The organism is Paraburkholderia phenoliruptrix (assembly GCF_019511605.1).
Lineage (GTDB): Bacteria > Pseudomonadota > Gammaproteobacteria > Burkholderiales > Burkholderiaceae > Paraburkholderia > Paraburkholderia phenoliruptrix_A.
The window spans coordinates 51,869-71,122 of sequence record NZ_JAEUAV010000007.1 but is presented as its reverse complement, the minus strand read 5'-3'; the positions used below and the strand labels follow the sequence as shown (position 1 = coordinate 71,122).

The 19,254-nt window shown below is 63.2% G+C and carries 15 protein-coding genes and 1 pseudogene; 14 read left to right on the top strand and 2 right to left on the bottom strand.

Annotated features, from left to right (window positions below; translation table 11 throughout):
• Positions 1-34: 34 nt before the first annotated feature.
• From JNB89_RS11990 to JNB89_RS11965, 6 genes and pseudogenes are all read left to right on the top strand, one after another.
• Positions 35-1,312 carry a DUF3108 domain-containing protein gene (locus JNB89_RS11990; protein WP_220362331.1) on the top strand — a complete coding sequence of 426 codons (1,278 nt, stop codon included), beginning with the start codon at positions 35-37 and terminating at the stop codon, positions 1,310-1,312.
• A 201-nt stretch (positions 1,313-1,513) separates the two neighbouring features.
• On the top strand, positions 1,514-2,302 hold the full coding sequence (locus JNB89_RS11985) for an alpha/beta fold hydrolase (protein ID WP_220362330.1): 789 nt from the start codon (positions 1,514-1,516) through the stop codon (positions 2,300-2,302).
• Positions 2,303-2,420: 118 nt separating this feature from the next.
• Complete coding sequence (locus JNB89_RS11980; RefSeq protein WP_013337859.1) at positions 2,421-2,678, top strand: BTH_I0359 family protein; 258 nt, start codon at positions 2,421-2,423, stop codon at positions 2,676-2,678.
• Between the two features lie 324 nt (positions 2,679-3,002).
• On the top strand, positions 3,003-4,073 hold the full coding sequence (locus JNB89_RS11975) for a homocysteine S-methyltransferase family protein (RefSeq protein ID WP_013337858.1): 1,071 nt from the start codon (positions 3,003-3,005) through the stop codon (positions 4,071-4,073).
• An 83-nt stretch (positions 4,074-4,156) separates the two neighbouring features.
• Positions 4,157-6,877, top strand: a pseudogene (metH, locus tag JNB89_RS11970) (methionine synthase); the annotation flags it as partial.
• Between the two features lie 191 nt (positions 6,878-7,068).
• The gene (locus JNB89_RS11965; protein ID WP_013337856.1) at positions 7,069-7,275 is read left to right on the top strand and encodes a hypothetical protein; all 207 of its coding nucleotides are present in this window, start codon (positions 7,069-7,071) and stop codon (positions 7,273-7,275) included.
• A gap of 264 nt (positions 7,276-7,539) precedes the next feature.
• Here the strand turns inward: JNB89_RS11965 and JNB89_RS11960 are convergent, their stop codons facing one another.
• Positions 7,540-7,866 (bottom strand): DUF1840 domain-containing protein, encoded by a 327-nt coding sequence (locus JNB89_RS11960; protein WP_013337855.1) that lies wholly within the window; start codon positions 7,864-7,866, stop codon positions 7,540-7,542.
• A gap of 466 nt (positions 7,867-8,332) precedes the next feature.
• Between JNB89_RS11960 and argS the strand changes: the two genes are divergently transcribed.
• The 6 genes from argS (at position 8,333) to JNB89_RS11930 (ending at position 15,297) form a co-directional block, all read left to right on the top strand.
• Entirely contained in the window at positions 8,333-10,135 is a 1,803-nt protein-coding gene (gene argS / locus JNB89_RS11955) for an arginine--tRNA ligase (RefSeq protein ID WP_220362328.1), read from the top strand.
• A gap of 61 nt (positions 10,136-10,196) precedes the next feature.
• A complete protein-coding gene (locus JNB89_RS11950) occupies positions 10,197-11,015 on the top strand; it encodes an SPOR domain-containing protein (protein ID WP_013337853.1) in 819 nt (272 codons plus the stop codon).
• A gap of 182 nt (positions 11,016-11,197) precedes the next feature.
• The gene (locus JNB89_RS11945) at positions 11,198-11,836 is read left to right on the top strand and encodes a thiol:disulfide interchange protein DsbA/DsbL (protein ID WP_220362327.1); all 639 of its coding nucleotides are present in this window, start codon (positions 11,198-11,200) and stop codon (positions 11,834-11,836) included.
• A 15-nt stretch (positions 11,837-11,851) separates the two neighbouring features.
• Complete coding sequence (locus JNB89_RS11940; protein WP_220362326.1) at positions 11,852-12,625, top strand: SDR family oxidoreductase; 774 nt, start codon at positions 11,852-11,854, stop codon at positions 12,623-12,625.
• A gap of 3 nt (positions 12,626-12,628) precedes the next feature.
• Positions 12,629-13,456, top strand: a complete 828-nt coding sequence (locus tag JNB89_RS11935) for a helical backbone metal receptor (RefSeq protein ID WP_220362325.1) — start codon at positions 12,629-12,631, stop codon at positions 13,454-13,456.
• A 254-nt stretch (positions 13,457-13,710) separates the two neighbouring features.
• Positions 13,711-15,297: an ABC transporter substrate-binding protein gene (locus JNB89_RS11930; protein WP_135892371.1), complete on the top strand. Its 1,587-nt coding sequence runs from the start codon at positions 13,711-13,713 to the stop codon at positions 15,295-15,297.
• A 99-nt stretch (positions 15,298-15,396) separates the two neighbouring features.
• On the opposite strand, the gene JNB89_RS11925 is transcribed toward JNB89_RS11930, so the two are convergent.
• Positions 15,397-16,467: an MBL fold metallo-hydrolase gene (locus JNB89_RS11925; RefSeq protein ID WP_220362324.1), complete on the bottom strand. Its 1,071-nt coding sequence runs from the start codon at positions 16,465-16,467 to the stop codon at positions 15,397-15,399.
• Positions 16,468-16,592: 125 nt separating this feature from the next.
• Between JNB89_RS11925 and JNB89_RS11920 the strand changes: the two genes are divergently transcribed.
• Both JNB89_RS11920 and aceK read left to right on the top strand, forming a co-directional pair.
• On the top strand, positions 16,593-17,033 hold the full coding sequence (locus JNB89_RS11920) for a MerR family transcriptional regulator (protein WP_135892373.1): 441 nt from the start codon (positions 16,593-16,595) through the stop codon (positions 17,031-17,033).
• A gap of 234 nt (positions 17,034-17,267) precedes the next feature.
• Positions 17,268-19,163: a bifunctional isocitrate dehydrogenase kinase/phosphatase gene (aceK, locus tag JNB89_RS11915; RefSeq protein WP_220362323.1), complete on the top strand. Its 1,896-nt coding sequence runs from the start codon at positions 17,268-17,270 to the stop codon at positions 19,161-19,163.
• Positions 19,164-19,254: the final 91 nt, after the last annotated feature.

Here is a 19,254-nt window from a genome sequence, read left to right as displayed (position 1 = left end):
GCCAGCTTCCCACCTCGCACACACTTTTTCGCCGATGGCCTTACCTTCCACCGCACGCGCCGCCAGTCTCACGCCACCCGACGAGCCGCGCCTTGCCCGGCGCGCGTGGCGATGGCTCGCCGTGCTGGTCGTGGTCGGCGCGCTTCACTGGATCGCCGCGCAGTGGGTCGAGCGTCACCGCGCAACACTGAATCCTTCGGATGACGAACATGTGCCCGTGCAGGTCGCGCTGCTCCAGCCGGAGCGCATTGAGCGCGATCCGGCGGCTGTAGCTGCGGCGCCCGCGCAGCCTGAGCGGCAACGCCCGCGCAGGCCCGTCGCCAGCAAACCTCGCGAACATGTGCTGAGCGCATTGCGGCCGGCAGAGCAGGCGGCGGCGGCGTCGAATGCGGCATCGCAGGCCGCGGCAAGCGTGCCCGCCGCAAACGCGGTGCCCGCCAGTGCCGCAAGCGGCGCATCGGCCAATGCCACGGGCAGCGCAACTGGTAACGCGACCGCCAACGCACCGCAAGCCGCCTCCGGCGTCAAATTCTCAGTCCCGCCGTCCGGCGACCTGCAGTACGACACCTTTTACAACGGCGTACGCAACCAGCCCGGCACGATTCATTGGACCAGCAGCGCCGAGAGCTACGAAATGGTGGTTTCGGTGCCCTTACCTTTCGTGGGCACCTTTGTCTATTCGAGCCACGGCCGTATCGACGCATTTGGCCTCGCGCCAGAGCAATACGTGGAAAAACGCGGCCGTCGCGCGGAAGACCTGTCCATCTTCAACCGCGCCGACCACAAGATCGCCTTCACGCGCACGCCCAACACGCTGCCGCTGCCCGACGGCGCGCAGGACCGCTTCAGCATGGTGATGCAACTGGCAAGCCTCGTGCGCGGCGATCCCGACGCGTACAAGCCGGGCGTCACCCGGCAGTTCTTTGTCGTGGATAGCGACAGCGGCGAAAACTGGCCCGTCGAGACCATTGGCGACGAAACCATCCGCACTGCGCAGGGCTACGTCCAGACGCGCCATTTCAAACGGCTGCCGCGCCGCGAGGGCGACTTGCGCCGCATCGACGTATGGCTTGCGCCTTCGCTCGGCTGGCTGCCCGCGCGCCTCGTGCAGACGGAGCCCAACGGCACGCAGTTCGAGCTCGTCTGGCGCGGCAAGCTGAATACCGCAAACGGTGCAAGCGCCGCTGCGCCGGCCGCTTCGCCGGACGGCCCGGCAAATGCTCCTGCCAGTACTGCGCCGGTCGAAGAGGCGAGTCCAGGCGATACTCCTGGCGATACTCCGGGCGACACCTCGGGCAACATCAAGCCGTAATGCGGGCCGAGCCCGTCAAAGCGAAGCCACAAAAGCAAGGCTTTGCACCCGAATGGTGCCTCGCATGTTCGACGAAACTTCCTACCGTGTGCCGACTCTGCATCATCTGATGCAACCGTTGCGTGAGCCGCGCTGCGCATGAACGGCAGGCGGCGGCCTGCGCCAACGGCTTCCTCCCTGCGTCCCCTTGAAGGAGCTTGCATGCAAGTGAACATCAACGGTATCGAAACGCGCTACGTGCTGAGCAACGAAGGCGGCGGCCCCTGGCTCACGTTCATTCATCAGTTGGGCGGCGACCTGTCGGTGTGGGACCAGCTCGCCGGCTATTTCCGCGACGACTACACGGTGCTGCGCTACGACGTGCGCGGCCATGGCGAGACAGCCGCGTCGACCGCGCCGTTCACGATTGCCGATCTGGCCGGCGACCTTGCCGCATTGCTCGATGCGCTGGGCGCCACGGCCACGCACCTCGTGGGCATGTCGATGGGCGGCATGATCGCGCAGCAGTTCGCGCTGGCTCACCCTTCGCGCGTGAACACGCTCACCATTGCCGACAGCACCGCCGCCAGCCTGCCGGAGGCCCGCGCGACGTGGGACCAACGCGCCGCGGCCGCGCGCCGGGACGGCATGGAGCCGCTCGTGCCAGCCACGCTCGAGCGCTGGCTGACGCCCGAGTTCCGCGCCGCGCACCCCGAGGCCGTCGAGCCGATACGCGAGGCGCTCAGCCGAACGTTGCCCGAAGGCTACGCCAAGGCGTGCGAAGCGCTGCGCGATTTCGACGTACGCAGTAAGCTGGCGGACATTCGCTGCGCAACTCTGGTGGTAGGGGGGCGCCATGACACGGGCACGCCGCCTGCTGCTAGTCAGGCAATAGCAGATGCCATTCAAGGCGCGCAGTTCGAATTGCTCGACGCCGCTCATCTTGCGCCTGTCGAGCAGTCCCAACGGTTTGCCGCACGGCTTGAAACGTTTCTTGAAAGGCCGGTCTAACCGGTAGGTTCGGAACTTTTACAAGCGTCACCCCGGACCCACCCCTTGAATTCCAAACCATAAGCTCCAAGTAAGGCGCAGGAACGGCCAGGAGCCAACGGAAATAAGGAGTGTCGCCATGCAAATGATCTACAACAGCCCCAACTATTGTGTCGTCGAGTTTCCGCCGCAGGAAGGTCCGCTGGCCATGAAATCGGGTGGCTATGAGATCGTCGACAAGAACATGCAGCGTGAAATTTACATCGACGGTGCAATGGCGGCACGCTTTCGCGAGAACGTGCAGAAGCTGATCGAAGAAGAACCGTCGCTCGACGAAGTAGATGAATTCCTCGGCCAGTTCGACAGTCTCATGCATCAACCGGTCATTCTTCACTGAACGCCTCGCGCGTCGTTTTTCGACGTTTGGAGCTTTTTAACGTTTTTGGCGACATCTACCGACCGCGCCGTCCGGTTTTACCGGCGGTCTTTGTCAGGCGGTCGACCTGAGTGGAAACGGTTCAGCGGGCCCCGGCGCGTTGGACCGTTTTCTTTTTCCAGGCTGCGGTTAGCCTTTAGCGGCGGATACCGGCAGCATACCGGCCTGTACGATTCACCTACGACTCGCGCTCTTTTTGCCTCCCGCCGCCGCGTCCGGCGCAACAAGCCGGCTGCGGCTACAATGACAGGTTCCCGAAAAAGCCGGCCCAAGCCCTCGTCCGCCATGAACCAGCCTGCCCAAACCGTCAAGTCAGTCCGTCCCGAACCCGAGTACACGCGCGGCAAGGAACTGCCTGCGCTGCTCAAGTCGCGCATCCTGATTCTGGACGGCGCAATGGGCACGATGATCCAGCGCTACAAGCTCGACGAAGCGCGCTATCGCGGCGAGCGTTTCAAGGACTACGGGCGCGACATCAAGGGCAATAACGAACTGCTGTCCATCACGCAGCCGCAGATCATCAGCGAGATTCATGAGCAGTATCTCGCCGCGGGTGCGGACATCATCGAAACGAATACGTTCGGCGCGACCACGGTCGCGCAGGCGGACTACGGCATGGAAGCGCTGGCCGTGGAAATGAACCTCGAGTCGGCGAAACTCGCGCGCGCCGCGTGCGACAAGTTCTCGACACCGGACAAGCCGCGCTTCGTCGCCGGCGCGATCGGACCGACGCCGAAAACCGCGAGCATTTCGCCTGACGTGAACGACCCGGGCGCGCGCAATGTGACGTTCGACGAGTTGCACGCCGCTTACTACGAGCAGGCGAAGGCGCTGCTCGACGGCGGCGCGGACCTGTTCCTCGTCGAAACCATTTTCGACACGCTGAACGCAAAAGCCGCGCTGTTTGCGCTCGACGAACTGTTCGAGAACACCGGCGAGCGCCTGCCGATCATGATCTCGGGCACCGTCACGGACGCCTCCGGGCGCATTCTGTCGGGGCAAACTGTCGAGGCTTTCTGGAACTCGCTGCGGCACGCGAAGCCGCTTACGTTCGGTTTGAACTGCGCGCTCGGCGCGGCGCTGATGCGCCCGTACATCGCCGAGTTGGCCAAGCTCTGCGACACTTATGTGTCGTGCTATCCGAACGCAGGCTTGCCGAATCCGATGAGCGACACCGGCTTTGACGAACTGCCGGCGGACACCTCCGGCCTGCTGAAGGAATTCGCCGAGGCGGGTCTCGTGAACATTGCCGGCGGCTGCTGCGGCACGACGCCTGAGCACATTGCGGCGATAGCCAAAGCGCTTGCCGAAGTGAAGCCGCGCAAGTGGCCGACGCAGTATCGCGACGCCGCTTAACGCGCCGTCGACACGAGACGCCGGTTCACGCACATCCGTCGCGACCCGGCCGCACCTAACGCACGCCATCGACTCGCACATACGCCATGACCGATCACACCATGCGCCTTGCCGGCCTCGAGCCGTTTAACGTCACGTCCGGGACGCTTTTCATCAACGTCGGCGAACGCACCAACGTGACCGGCTCGAAAGCGTTCGCGCGAATGATCCTGAACGACCAGTTCGACGAGGCGATCGCGGTTGCGCGTCAGCAGGTCGAAAACGGCGCGCAGGTGATCGACGTGAACATGGACGAAGCGATGCTCGACTCGAAAGCGGCGATGGTGCGCTTTCTGAACCTGATCGCGTCTGAGCCCGACATTGCGCGCGTGCCGATCATGATCGACTCGTCGAAATGGGAAGTGATCGAAGCGGGCCTGAAATGCGTGCAGGGCAAGGCAATCGTCAATTCGATCTCGCTGAAGGAAGGCGAAGAAGCATTCCGCCACCACGCCAAAATGATTCGCCGCTACGGCGCGGCCGCCGTGGTAATGGCCTTCGACGAGCAGGGCCAGGCCGACACGTTCGAGCGCAAGACGCAGATCTGCAAACGCTCATACGACGTTCTCGTGAATGAAGTCGGCTTTGCGCCGGAAGACATCATTTTCGATCCGAACATCTTTGCGATCGCCACCGGCATCGAGGAACACAACAACTACGCGGTCGACTTCATCAACGCAACCCGCTGGATCAAGGAAAACCTGCCGTATGCGAAGGTGAGCGGCGGCGTGTCGAACGTGTCGTTCTCGTTCCGCGGCAACGACCCGGTGCGCGAGGCGATCCATACCGTGTTCCTGTATCACGCCATTCAGGCCGGCATGGACATGGGCATCGTCAACGCGGGCCAGCTCGGCGTATACGCCGACCTTGACCCGGAGCTGCGCGAACTGGTTGAAGACGTGGTGCTGAACCGGCGCCCGGACGGCACCGACCGTCTGCTGGAAGTGGCCGACAAATTCAAAACCGGCGCGGCGAAGAAAGAAGAGAACCTCGAGTGGCGCAATCAGCCGGTCGAGAAACGTCTGTCGCATGCGCTCGTGCACGGCATTACGAACTTCATCGTCGAAGATACCGAGGAAGTGCGCGCAAAAATCGCCGCGCAAGGCGGGCGCCCGATCAACGTGATCGAGGGCCCGCTGATGGACGGCATGAACATCGTCGGCGACCTGTTCGGCCAGGGCAAGATGTTCCTGCCGCAAGTCGTGAAATCCGCGCGCGTGATGAAGCAGGCGGTCGCGCATCTGATTCCGTTCATCGAAGAAGAAAAGAAGCAGCTCGCGGCGGCGGGCGGCGACGTGCGCGCGAAGGGCAAGATCGTCATTGCGACCGTGAAGGGCGACGTGCACGACATCGGCAAGAACATCGTTTCGGTCGTGCTTCAGTGCAATAACTTCGAAGTGGTCAACATGGGCGTGATGGTCCCGTGCAACGACATTCTTGCGAAGGCAAAAGTGGAAGGCGCGGACATCATCGGGCTTTCGGGGCTCATCACGCCGAGCCTCGAGGAAATGGCCTACGTGGCCTCGGAAATGCAACGCGACGACTACTTCCGCGTGAAGAAGATTCCGCTGCTGATCGGCGGCGCGACCACCTCGCGTGTGCATACGGCCGTGAAGATCGCGCCGCATTACGAAGGGCCGGTGGTGTATGTGCCGGATGCGTCGCGCTCGGTGTCGGTCGCCTCCAGCCTGCTCTCAGACGAAGGCGCAACGAAGTACCTGGACGAGCTCAAGGCCGACTACGACCGCATTCGCGCGCAGCACGCCAACAAGAAAGCGTTGCCGATGGTCACGCTCGCCGAAGCCCGCGCGAACAAAACGCCGATCGACTGGAAGACCTATCAGCCGGTCAAGCCGAAGTTCATCGGCCGCCGCGTGTTCAAGAACTTCGACCTCAACGAGCTTGCGAACTACATCGACTGGGGGCCGTTTTTCCAGACCTGGGATCTGGCCGGCCCGTATCCCGCCATTCTGAACGACGAGATCGTCGGCGAATCGGCGCGGCGTGTGTTCTCGGACGGCAAGTCGATGCTGGCCCGCCTGATTCAGGGCCGCTGGCTGCAGGCCAACGGCGTGCTCGCGCTGCTGCCGGCCAACAGTGTCAACGACGACGACATCGAAATCTATACCGACGAAACGCGCAGCGAAGTGGCGCTCACGTGGCGCAACCTGCGTCAGCAAAGCGTGCGTCCGGTGGTGGACGGTGTAATGCGGCCGAACCGCTCGCTCGCCGACTTCATTGCGCCGAAGGAGTCGGGAGTGGCGGACTACATCGGCATGTTCGCGGTCACGGCGGGCCTTGGCGTCGACGTGAAGGAAAAGCAGTTCGAAAAGGATCACGACGACTACAGCGCGATCATGCTGAAGGCGCTCGCAGACCGTTTCGCCGAAGCCTTCGCCGAAGCGCTGCACGCGCGCGTGCGACGCGACCTGTGGGGCTACGCGAGCGCGGAGAACCTGAGCAACGACGAACTGATCGCCGAAAAGTATCGCGGCATTCGACCGGCGCCGGGCTATCCGGCGTGTCCGGATCACCTCGTGAAGCGCGACATGTTCGAGGTGCTGCAAGCGGGCGAGATCGGCATGAGCGTGACGGAGTCGCTCGCCATGCTGCCGGCCGCAAGCGTGTCCGGCTTCTATCTGGCGCATCCGGACAGCACGTATTTCTCGGTGGGCAAGATCGGCGAGGACCAGTTGGAAGACTACGCGCAGCGTATGTCGCTCTCGAAGGCGGACGCCGAACGCGCGCTCGCGCCATTGCTGTAACCACACGATGCAAGCCGGCGTCAGCGTGCGCCGATGAACCGCGTGGCGGGGAACGCACTATATCGGGCGAGAAAGACTGAATATTTGCGGCAACGTAAATTTCGGCTTTGTAGACTGACACCGCCTGACCCGCCAGACGCAACCAGAACGCGTCGGCTCATCGACTTGCAACCGTCAACGGAGAAAATCATATGAAGAAGCTGACGCTGGTATTGACTGCTGTTTCGCTTGCCCTGGGCGCCTCGGCGACGCTCGCACAGACTGCCGCCCCGGCCGGCTCGAGTTCGGTCAGTTCGTACTCGCCGCCCACCACGAAACACGTCAAGAAACCCAAGAAGCAGAAAATGAAGAAGGGTGCATCAGCTCCCGCAGTCGCTCCGGAAGCCGCCAGCCAGTAAGCGGCAAAGGCGCGCAAGCCGTTTTCCGGCTGGTGAAAAGAAAGAGCCCGCTTCGAGCGGGCTCTTTCTTTGGTGGTTCGTTTTCAACGCGCCGCTCGGCTTGGGGCCGCGGCCAGTGCTCTGCGCGCGCTGGGCGCGCTGGGCGCGTTGGTCCGGTTCGGCGGGTTTGAGGCGTCGCGCAGGTTAGGCGCTTTCGTCGCCCCACTCGCTCCGTTCATTTCCGGCGCGACCGTTGCGCTGCGCCCCTCGCTGCTGAGCCCCCGCCTACAGCCCCCAGACGATATCCGCGTTCTCTTTTTGCGCGGCGCGCAGCATATCGAGGAACGGATAGGCCCGCTGCGCAAGTCCCGGCGGAATCTCGTGAGGCTCGTGGCCCTCTTCGCCCTCGTGGAAATGGCCGTCGTGTTCGGCGCGCTCCTGCTTGTCGACGGTGATGGCCGCTTCGAGTTTGGCGATGGCGTCCGCGAGTTCGTCGTGCGTAATCACGCCGCGTTCACCCAGGCGCTTGCCGACAATGCCCACCAGATACTGCGCGAGGTTCTCCAGCATCATCACGTCCGGGCAGGCGCGGCATTTGAAAGTAATCAGCATGACTATTTCCCTTTTTTGGTTATGTTGGCTTCACGTGCGGGGGGCGCAGAAGGCCGCCCGCGCGCGCTCCCATGCACTCGTGCCGGCCGCGCGGGCAAGCGCAGCGGCCACGGCCCTTGCCGGGCATCTCATTGAACATATTAGCACCTGCTAAAATCCGGCTGAACGGAAAAGCGCGCCGAATTGCATCGCGCGCGGCAAGGCGCAACGAGGCGCGGCCGGCCCGGCCGGTCGCGCGTGCATGCCCCGGCGGGCTTGAGTTTGCAGGTGGCCGAGGCGCACGCTGGCTGCGTTGCAGAGAACGTGCCCGTCAGCGCGCCCGTCATGCCGATGCATCGCCATGCGTCGTCAAGAGCGCGCCAATGGTCGGACCGCCGCTTTCCACGCTTCTGCCGAATCGGCCGCCAACCAGGCGGCCGGCGCTTCCTCCGTCTCACCGGATTGCCTCACTGGACTCGCAACAAGCATGCTGCCCGCACATAAACATACTCTCGAAACACTGCTCGCCGACACGGTGAAGCAGGTCGCGCTCGCCACGCAAGGCGCGACCGAAGCCGCGTTCGTGTCGCCCACCATCGCGCTGGAGCGCCCCAAGGTCGCGGCACACGGCGACGTCGCCTGCAATGTGGCAATGCAACTCGCCAAGCCGCTGCGCGCGAATCCGCGCCAGTTGGCCCAGCAGATCGTCGATACGCTGCTCGCGCAGCCGCAGGCGCGAGGTCTGATCGAGTCCGCCGAAGTCGCGGGCCCCGGCTTCATCAACCTGCGCCTCGCCGCGGCGGCCAAGCAGGCGGTGGTCGCAGCCGTACTCGCGGAGAAAGACGCGTATGGCCGCTCGCAACGCGACGCGGGCAAGCATGTTCTGATCGAATTCGTGTCGGCCAACCCCACCGGGCCGCTGCATGTTGGCCACGGCCGCCAGGCCGCGCTCGGCGACGCGCTCTCGAACGTGCTCGCTTCACAAGGCTGGGACGTACATCGCGAGTTCTATTACAACGACGCGGGCGTGCAGATCGGCACTCTCGCGCTGTCCACTCAGGCGCGCGCGCGCGGCCTCGCGCCGGGCGACGCGGGCTGGCCGGCTTCCGCGTACAACGGCGAGTACATTGCGGACATCGCGAAAGACTATCTGAACGGCGTCACGGTCTGCGCCAGCGACGGCGAGCCCGTCACTGGCGCGCGCGACGTCGAGAACCTCGACGCGATCCGCCGTTTCGCGGTCGCCTATCTGCGCCGCGAACAGGACATGGACCTGCAGGCGTTCGGCGTGAAGTTCGACCAGTACTACCTGGAGTCGTCGCTTTATACCGAAGGCCGCGTCGAGAAGACGGTAGAGGCGCTCATCGCCGCCGGCAAGACCTACGAGCAGGAAGGCGCGCTCTGGCTGCGCACGACCGATGACGGGGACGACAAAGACCGCGTGATGCGCAAGAGCGACGGCACTTACACGTACTTCGTGCCGGACGTCGCGTATCACGTCGCCAAATGGGAGCGCGGCTTCACCAAGGTCATCAACATTCAGGGCTCCGACCACCACGGCACGATCGCGCGCGTGCGCGCCGGCCTGCAAGGGCTCGGCATCGGCATTCCGAAGGGCTACCCCGACTACATTCTGCACAAGATGGTCACGGTCATGCGCAACGGCGAAGAGGTGAAAATCTCCAAGCGCGCCGGCAGCTACGTGACGGTGCGCGATCTGATCGAATGGTCGGGCGGCGCGACGCCGGGCTCGGAAGCCGCCGTCGACCTGATCGACGAAGAGACGATCCGCCGCGGCCGCGACGCGGTGCGCTTCTTCCTGATCTCGCGCAAGGCCGACACCGAGTTCGTGTTCGATATTGACCTGGCGCTAAAGCAGAACGACGAGAACCCGGTGCACTACGTGCAATATGCGCACGCCCGCATCTGCTCGGTCATCGCCGAATGCAAGTCACGGTATGGAGCTGACTACGGCGCGGACGAAAGCGCGCTTGCCAACGTCGACCTCGCGCCGCTCTCGAGCGAGCGCGCAATGGCTCTGCTGAACAAGCTCGCGGAATTTCCGGACATGCTGCAACACGCCGCCGACGAACTGGCACCGCACGCGGTCGCGTTCTATCTACGCGACCTCGCCGGGGAATTCCACTCGTTCTACAATGACAAAGCCGAGCGCGTGCTCGTCGACGATGCGGCCGAGCGCAATGCACGCGTCGCGCTGCTCGCGGCCACGCGCCAGGTGCTCGCCAACGGCCTCGCGGTCATCGGCGTCTCCGCTCCCGTCAAGATGTAAGTCCTCCGGCGCAGCATGCATGCGGCCGTCGTTATAATCGACGGCCCTTTCAGGATTCTTTTTGCAGGTGATTCATACGATGGCAAAACCACGCCGCACAACAAAGCAATCGAAACAAACCGGGGGCACTTTTCTCGGCATCGTGCTGGGCCTTATCGTCGGCCTTGCGATCGCGGTAGTGGTGGCGCTGTATATCACCCGTGCGCCTACGCCGTTCGTCTCGAAGGTCGCGCCGCCCGCGGCGTCGGATTCGAGCGCGAGCCAGGCGCAATATGATCCGAACCGTCCGCTGCAAGGCAAGTCGCCGGGTCAGCCGGTGCCGCAGGCCGCGCAACCCGCGCCGCCGAACACCGCGCCGGGCCAGACCAACTCGCAAACGCAGTCGGGCATGCTGGAGCAGCCGCAAATCATTGAAGTGCCGCCCACGGTCGGCAATGCCAACAACAACGCCAACGGCACGGCGGTCGCGCCGAAGCCCGCGCAAGACAACGGCAGTAGCAGCACGGCCGCGGTGAAGAAGCCGCAAGGCGCAAGCGCGCCGGCCGCCACCGCGGCGGGTTCCGCACCGAAGAGCACCTCGTCGGCGGCAGTGGCCAACGCCAAGCCGGGCTCGGGCGCGGCGCCCGCACCGGGCGACGCGAATACCGGCTACTTCCTGCAAGTGGGCGCCTACAAGACCGCCGCGGACGCCGAACAGCAACGCGCGCGTCTCGCGTTCCAGGGCTTCGAGTCGAAGGTCACGCAGCGCGATGCGGGCGGTGTCACGTACTATCGCGTACGTATCGGGCCGTTCTCGAAGTTCGAGGACATGAACGCGAGCCGCCAGCGTCTGTCGGACGCGGGCGTGGACACCGCCGTTATCCGCTTTACGAAACAATAACTAGCGCGCGATCCGCCGCCATGCGCCGCCGCCGGGTCATCGGCGCGGCGTCTGTCACAGGAATCGCACGCACGCTGAGCATGATTGACCACGGCGGGAGCTATAACCGTCGAACGCCGAATCTGAAAACGGTGACGGGCATTTGCGTGGCGCCACTGTTTAGCCTACTGGACCAACACAACATGAAAAAACTGCTGAGCATTCTGTTCCTGTCGCTGGGTCTTGTCGCAGCCTCGGCGCACGCATCGCCGGCCGCGCCGGTTGCGGGCAAAGACTACACCACTCTCGCCAGCGCGCAGCCTGTCGACGTGCCCGCCGGCAAGATAGAGGTCACCGAATTCTTCTGGTACGGCTGCCCGCATTGCAACGAATTCGAGCCGTACCTGGAATCGTGGCTGAAGAAGCAAGGGCCGGACGTCGTCTTCAAGCGTGTGCCGGTCGCCTTCCGCGACGACTTCATTCCGCATTCGAAGATGTATCACGCGCTCGACGCACTCGGCGTGGCGCCGCAACTCACGCCGAAGGTCTTCAACGAAATTCACGTCAACAAGAACTACCTGCTGACGCCGGAAGACCAGGCCAAATTCCTCGCGAAGAACGGCGTCGATCCGAAAAAGTACATGGACGCGTACAACTCGTTCTCGACGCAAAGCGCGCTGCAAAAGGACAAGAAGCTGCTGGACGACTACAAGATCGACGGCGTGCCGACCATCGCCGTGCAGGGCAAGTATGAGACCGGCCCGGCCGCGACCGGCAGCCTGCCCGGCACGCTACAGGTGCTCGACTTCCTGGTCCAGCAGGTTCGCGCGAAGAAGATGTAAAGACGAGGCGCCGGAATGAGTTCACCGTTGAAAGTTTTCATTACCGGCGCTTCGAGTGGAATCGGCCTCGCGCTTGCCTCCGAATATGTCCGGCGCGGCGCGATTCTCGGTCTGGTTGCCCGCCGCGGCGAAGCGCTCGCCGCCTTCCAGCGGGCTCATCCGCAAAGCTCCATCTCCTGCTATTGCGTCGACGTGCGCGACGCCGAGGCGCTCGCCGAAGCCGCCGCGCAGTTCATCGCGCAGCACGGCCAGCCGGACATCGTGATTGCCAATGCCGGCGTGAGCCGTGGCGCGGTAACTGGCGAAGGCGACCTGCGCACCTTCCGCGAAGTGATGGACATCAACTACTTCGGCATGGTCGCTACCTTCGAGCCGTTCGCGACTGCGATGGCCGCCGCGCGACGCGGCACGCTCGTCGGCATTGCGAGCGTCGCGGGTGTGCGCGGCCTGCCGGGCTCGGGCGCGTACAGCGCGTCCAAGTCGGCGGCGTTCAAGTATCTCGAAGCGTTGCGCGTCGAAATGCGCCCGCACGGCGTCAGCGTCGTGACGATTGCGCCCGGCTATATCCGCACGCCGATGACCGCGCACAACCCCTACACCATGCCCTTCCTGATGGACGCGCAGCAGTTCGCCGTGAAAGCCGCGCACGCTATCGAGCGCCGCGTCGCTTTCGCGGTCTTTCCGTGGCAGATGCGGCTCGTGGCCATGCTGCTGCACGCCGCCCCGCGCTGGCTTTACGACCGCGTGTTCGAACGCGCGCCGCGCAAGCCGCGCGCCGTCGTCGAGTAAATCATGTGTGCCCGTGCGGTCGATGCAAGCGGCGTCGCGCACGAACCAGCGGGCGTCGGCGCCCGTATCGTCTCGTTGGTGCCGAGCATCACCGAACTGCTGTTTGCGCTCGGGCTCGAGCGGCAGATTGTCGGGCGTACCGGCTTTTGCGTGCATCCGCGCGACAAGGTCGGCAGCGTACCCAGAGTGGGCGGCACGAAAGCGGTGCGTATCGACGCGGTGCGCGCACTGCAACCCACGCATCTGATCGTCAATATCGACGAAAACGAACGCGACACCGTCGAGCAACTGCGCGCCTTCGTGTCGCATGTCGTCGTGACGCATCCGCAAACGCCGCAAGACAATCTTTCGCTGTACGCACTGCTGGGTGCGATTTTCGATCGCGAAGATGAAGCGCGGCATCTCGCCGACGCGTTGCAAACGCGCCTGAACGAAGCCGCATCGCAGTCATTCGCCGCTCAAAACGTGCTGTATCTGATCTGGCGCGAACCGTGGATGACGGTTGCGCGCGACACTTACATTTCCGCGATGCTGCGCCTCGTGAACTGGCACACGCTGCCCGACGTGCAAGGCGGTGCCGCTGGCGCAAGCCGCTATCCGACGTTCGATCTGGACGGCGGCGGGCGCGCGCCGTGGCTTGACGGCGTCGAGCGCATTCTGCTTTCGAGCGAACCGTATCGCTTCACGCAGGCACACTGCGATGCGCTCAAGCGCGATCCGCGTTTTGCCGGCACGCGCATCGAGCTGATCGACGGTGAAATGGTTTCCTGGTATGGCGTGCGCGCGATCGAAGGGGTCGCCTACCTGAGGCGCCGTGCCGCAGCGGGGTGAATACGCTGCGCCGCAGCCGGCCCCGGGCGTCCCCATATGAATATGCGGATTATGTCGTTGTCGCCGGAACGTGCCTTCGATAAGCTTTCGCCAAGGCCGGCGCGCACATGAGCCTGGTTTATGGTGACATGCGCGAGCGCCCGAAACGTATCAGAATGAACGCGACGGCTGCGCCACCGGCTGTTCGTCGCCCGTCAACGCAACATAACCACAACCAGACGCACTGCCTGACTGCGCTCGTTACCGGAGATCTTATGCGCTTCAAACTGCTCGCAGCCGCCGTACTCGTCACGGCGAGCGCGCACGTGCTCGCCAAACCGCTGACCGTCTGCACCGAGTCGAGCCCCGACGGCTTCGACGTCGTGCAGTTCAACTCGCTCGTCACGACCAATGCGTCGGCTGATGTGATCTTCAATTCGCTCGTCTCATACGACGAGGCCGCAAAGAAAGTGGTGCCGTCGCTCGCCGACAAATGGGAAGTGAGCGCGGACGGCCTCACGTACACGTTCCATCTGCGCCCGAACGTGCAGTTCCAGACTACCGACTACTTCAAGCCGACCCGGCCGCTGAATGCCGACGACGTGGTCTTCACGTTCGACCGCATGCTCAACGACAGCAACCCGTGGCACAAGGTGGCGGGCGCAAGCGGCTTCCCGCATGCGCAGTCGATGGGCTTGCCCAAGCTCATCAAGTCGATCAGCAAGGTCGACGACAATACCGTCAAGTTCGAGTTGAACGCGCCGGATGCGACGTTCGTGTCGATCCTGACGATGGGCTTCGCTTCAATCTATTCCGCGGAATACGCCGATCAACTGCTGAAGGCCGGCAAGCAGACCGACCTGAACGCGAAGCCGATCGGCACAGGCCCGTTCGAGCTCAAGAGCTACACGAAAGACGCGGTGATCCGCTATGACGTGAATCCGACCTACTGGGGCCCGAAACCGAAGATCGACCGCCTGATCTACGCGATCACGCCCGACGCCACCGTGCGCGCGCAGAAGGTGAAGGCCGGCGAATGCCAGATCGCGCTGTCGCCGAAGCCGCAGGATCTCGCCGATGCGAAGAACGACAAGTCGCTCGCCATCGTGCAGACACCGGCATTCATGACCGCGTTCGTCGCACTGAACACGCAGAAAAAGCCGCTCGACAATCAGAAGGTGCGCGCCGCACTGAACATGGCGTTCGACCGCGGCACCTATCTGAAGACGGTGTTCGACAACACCGCGACGCCTGCTGTGAATCCCTATCCGCCGAACACCTGGAGCTACGACAAGGCCGTGAAGGCGTGGCCGTATGACCCGGTAAAGGCAAAGAAACTGCTCGCGGATGCCGGTTACCCGAACGGCTTTGAAACCACCATCTGGGTGCGTCCGAACGGCAGCGTGCTGAACCCGAATCCGAAGGCGGGCGCCGAATTGCTGCAAGCGGACTTCGCGAAGATCGGCGTGAAGGCCGACGTCAAGGTGATCGAGTGGGGCGAGCTGATCAAGCAGGCCAAACAAGGCCAGCACGACTCGCTGTTCATGGGCTGGGCCGGCGACAACGGCGACCCGGACAATTACCTGTCGCCGCTCTTTAGCTGCAATGCGGTGAAGTCGGGCATCAATTTCGCGCGCTATTGCGACCAGGACCTCGACAAGCTGATCGCGGACGGCAAGTCCACACCGGACCAGAGCAAGCGCGCAAAAGCGTACGAGGCCGCGCAGCAGATCATTCACGATCAGGCGCTGTGGATTCCGCTCGGCTACCCGACCGCGGCGGCAATCACCCGCACCAATGTCAGCGGTTATCACGTGAGTCCGTTTGGACGGCAGAACTTTGGCGCGGTGGCGGTGCAGTAATCGTCTTCTACGCTCAGGCAAAAAAAGCCCGGTCGCGAAAGCACCGGGCTTTTTTCATCGCATCAGGCGAGACGCCAGGCGTCGCCGTTACCGCATGATTCACGCCGAAAACCGCACCACCCCATCCGCATCCTGCGTGCGCTTTAACGCCCCGGCCAGCCACAGCAGATGCAAGTGCGCGAGCGCCTCGCCCATTGCAAAGGTCAACTGGTGAATGTCGAGCTCGCGCCTGAACATGAGCGGCACGATGTCCGCCGCGCTGTGCGGCTTTGCCGCGCACGCCTCGCGCACTTCGGCAAGACGCGCGTCGTGATGCTCGCGCAATTGCGCGATGCGCGTGCGCACGCCGCGAAACGGCTTGCCATGCGAGGGCAGCACGAGCGTGTCTTCCGGCATCGCCTCATAGCGCGCCAGCGACTCCAGATAGAGCGCCAACGGCGAGCCCTCCGGCTCCATCGCGAACACCGACACGTTGGTCGAGATGCGCGGCAACACCATGTCACCGGAAATCAGCACGCCGAGTTCTTCGCAATGGAGCGCGCAGTGTTCAGGCGAATGGCCGTAGCCCGTTACCACGCGCCACGTCCTTTTGCCGATCCTCACGCCGTCCGCTTCGCGCAAACGGCGGTATTGGCCGGGCACCGCCGGTACCAGATTCGCGTAGTAGCTCTGCCGGTTGCGCAGTTTCTCCAGCGACGCCGCGTCCGTCACGCCGTGCAGCGCGAAGTGCCGGGCCGCGGCCTCGCCGCCCGCGTTGGAGCCGTCGCCGGCCGCCATCACGCGGGCCTGCATGTATTCGCCGAGCGTCATCCACAAGCGTGCGTCCCAGCGCTTCTTGTCGCCCCCGCTGCAAACCCAGTGTGCAAGACCCACGTGGTCGGGATGGCAATGCGTGACGATCACGCGCAGCACCGGCAAACCGTCGAGCACCGTGTCGAACACCTTTTCCCAGTTCTGCCTGATCGCGTCGGACGCAATTCCGCAATCGACCACGGTCCAGCCGTCCTGACCGTCGATCCGGTCACGCAGCAGCCACAGGTTGATATGGTCGAGCGCGAACGGCAACGGCATGCGCAGCCAGAACACGCCAGGCGCCACTTCGTGCGCCTCGCCCGGCTCGGGCAGCAAGTCCTTGAACGGATAGTCGAGTTGATGTTCCAGTGCATTCATTCGAGTGTCTTCCTCCACGCCTTGCGCGTACTTTGCCGCCGGTTGCATTCAACCCAGGTTGACGATAACGTAAACGTCGATTCTATCGTCCAATCCGGTTTTGTGCCCGACTCCTGAATGTCCCGATGACCACCCAATACACGATCACCGAGCTCGCGCGCGAATTCGACGTCACGCCGCGCGCCATCCGCTTCTACGAAGACCAGGGTTTACTCTCGCCGAGCCGCGAGGGATCGAGTGGCCTGCGGCGCGTCTATTCGGGTCGCGACCGCACGCGGCTGAAGCTGACGCTGCGCGGCAAGCGGCTCGGCTTCACGCTCTCTGAAATTCGCGATCTGCTCGACGTGTACGAATCGCCGACGGATACCGTCCCGCAGCTGCACGCATTTCTGGACACGGTCGCGCGTCATCGTGAGGTGCTCGAGCGGCAACTGGAAGACCTGAACGCGACGCTCGAAGACCTCGCGCAATATGAAGCTCAGGCGCGCGCGCTGCTCGAGAGCGGCACGCATGCGGCAGCCGGAGCAAAAGAAGTCCGGCAAGCGCGCGAGTCCAAGTCTGCCTGAACGGGTCGCAGAACGAGTCACCCGCACAAAGCGGACGAATTTTTTTGCTGCAAGTTGAGTCGTTTAGCGATGCCGAACCGGCGCATTAGACGCAGTTGCCCGGAAAAGTCGGCACATGTCCGGCCACGCCCCGCGCCGAGCAAGGGCGCGAGCCGGTTGACGCAATGCGTCGCAGGCCACCCGAACGATACAATCATGGGTGTCTTCACGACATGAGACGAATGCACGGTCGACATGAATCACTTTCCCAAACTGTTGTCGTCGCAAATCGGCTTTGACGTCGCCCAAACCATGCTGGAAGGATTCGACCGGCACTACCGGATCTTTCGCGACGCGGCGATCCACGCCAAGACGCTGTTCGAGCGCGGCGACTGGCATGGTCTGCAAAAGCTCGCGCGCGAGCGCATTACTTCATACGACGACCGCGTGCAGGAATGCGTCGAACTGCTCGAAGACGAGTACGACGCGGAAAATATCGACAGTGAAGTGTGGCAGCAGATCAAGCTCCACTACATTGGCCTCTTGACCACGCACCGCCAGCCGGAGTGCGCGGAGACGTTTTTCAATTCGGTGTGCTGCAAGATCCTGCACCGCTCGTATTTCAACAACGACTTCATTTTCGTGCGCCCGGCGATCTCGACGGAATACCTCGAGAACGACGAGCCGGCCGCCAAGCCGACGTATCGCGCGTATTACCCTGGCAAAGACGGGCTCGCCGCGACACTCGAGCGCATTGTCACGAATTTCCAGCTCGAGCCGCCGTTCGAAGATCTCACGCGCGACGTGGGCTGCGTGATGCAGGCGATTCACGACGCGTTCGGCACTTTCGACGAAGCGCCGAACTTCCAGATTCATGTGCTTTCGTCGCTGTTTTTTCGCAACAAATCGGCGTATATCATCGGGCGCATCATCAACGGCGACATGCTGCTGCCGTTCGCCGTGCCGCTGCGTCACGTAAAGCCCGGCGTGCTTGCGCTCGACACGGTGCTGCTCAAGCGCGAACAGTTGCTGATCATTTTCAGCTTCTCGCATTCGTACTTTCTGGTCGACATGGAAGTGCCGTCCGCTTATGTAGAGTTTCTCGGCATGATCATGCCGGGCAAGCCGAAGGCAGAAATCTACACGTCGGTCGGCTTGCAGAAGCAGGGCAAGAATCTGTTCTATCGCGATCTGCTGCATCACCTTTCGCATTCGAGCGATCAGTTCATCATCGCGCCCGGCATCAAAGGGCTCGTCATGCTGGTGTTCACGCTGCCTTCGTTTCCGTACGTCTTCAAGCTCATCAAGGACAACTTCCCGCCGCCCAAAGAAACCACGCGCGCGAAGATCCAGGAGAAGTATCAGCTCGTGAAGCGCCACGATCGGCTGGGGCGCATGGCCGACACGCTGGAATATTCGAGCGTGGCGCTGCCCATTTCGCGCCTCGACGAAACGCTGTTGCGCGAGCTCGAAAAGGAAGTGCCGTCGCTGCTCGAATACGACGGCGAGAACGTGGTGATTCGCCATATGTATATCGAGCGCCGCATGGTGCCGTTGAACCTGTTCCTGCAAAACGGCAGCGACGCCGATGTCGATCACGGCATCAAGGAATACGGCAACGCCGTGAAGGAATTGATGCAGGCGAACATTTTCCCCGGCGACATGCTGTACAAGAACTTCGGCGTGACGCGCCACGGCCGCGTGGTGTTCTACGACTACGACGAAATCGAATATCTGACTGACTGCAACGTGCGCGCGGTGCCGGCCCCGCGCAACGAAGAAGACGAAATGTCGGGCGAGGCGTGGTACTCAGTCGCTCCGCACGACATTTTCCCGGAGACGTATGGCACTTTCCTGCTCGGCGACCCGCGCGTGCGCCGCTCGTTCATGCAGCATCACGCGGACTTCTTCGACCCCGCGCTATGGCAAAAGCACAAGGATCATCTACTCAAAGGCGAATTGCCCGATTTCTTTCCGTATGACAGCAGCGTGCGGTTTTGCATCCGCTATCCGGAGCGCTTTGAGCCTGCGGCATCCGGCGCACAGAAGGCAGATGATGCCGACGGGTCACAAGCCGGCCTGCAAGCCGACCGGCCAGCCGACCCAACCGCCGACCCACCCGCCGACGAACGCAGCATGAGAGTCGCCTGACCCGCTCGCGCGGCATGTGCCACATGTGGTCCGCCAATCGCATCGACTAACCCGAATTCAACGTAACGTAACGAAACGGCCGCACTAACGG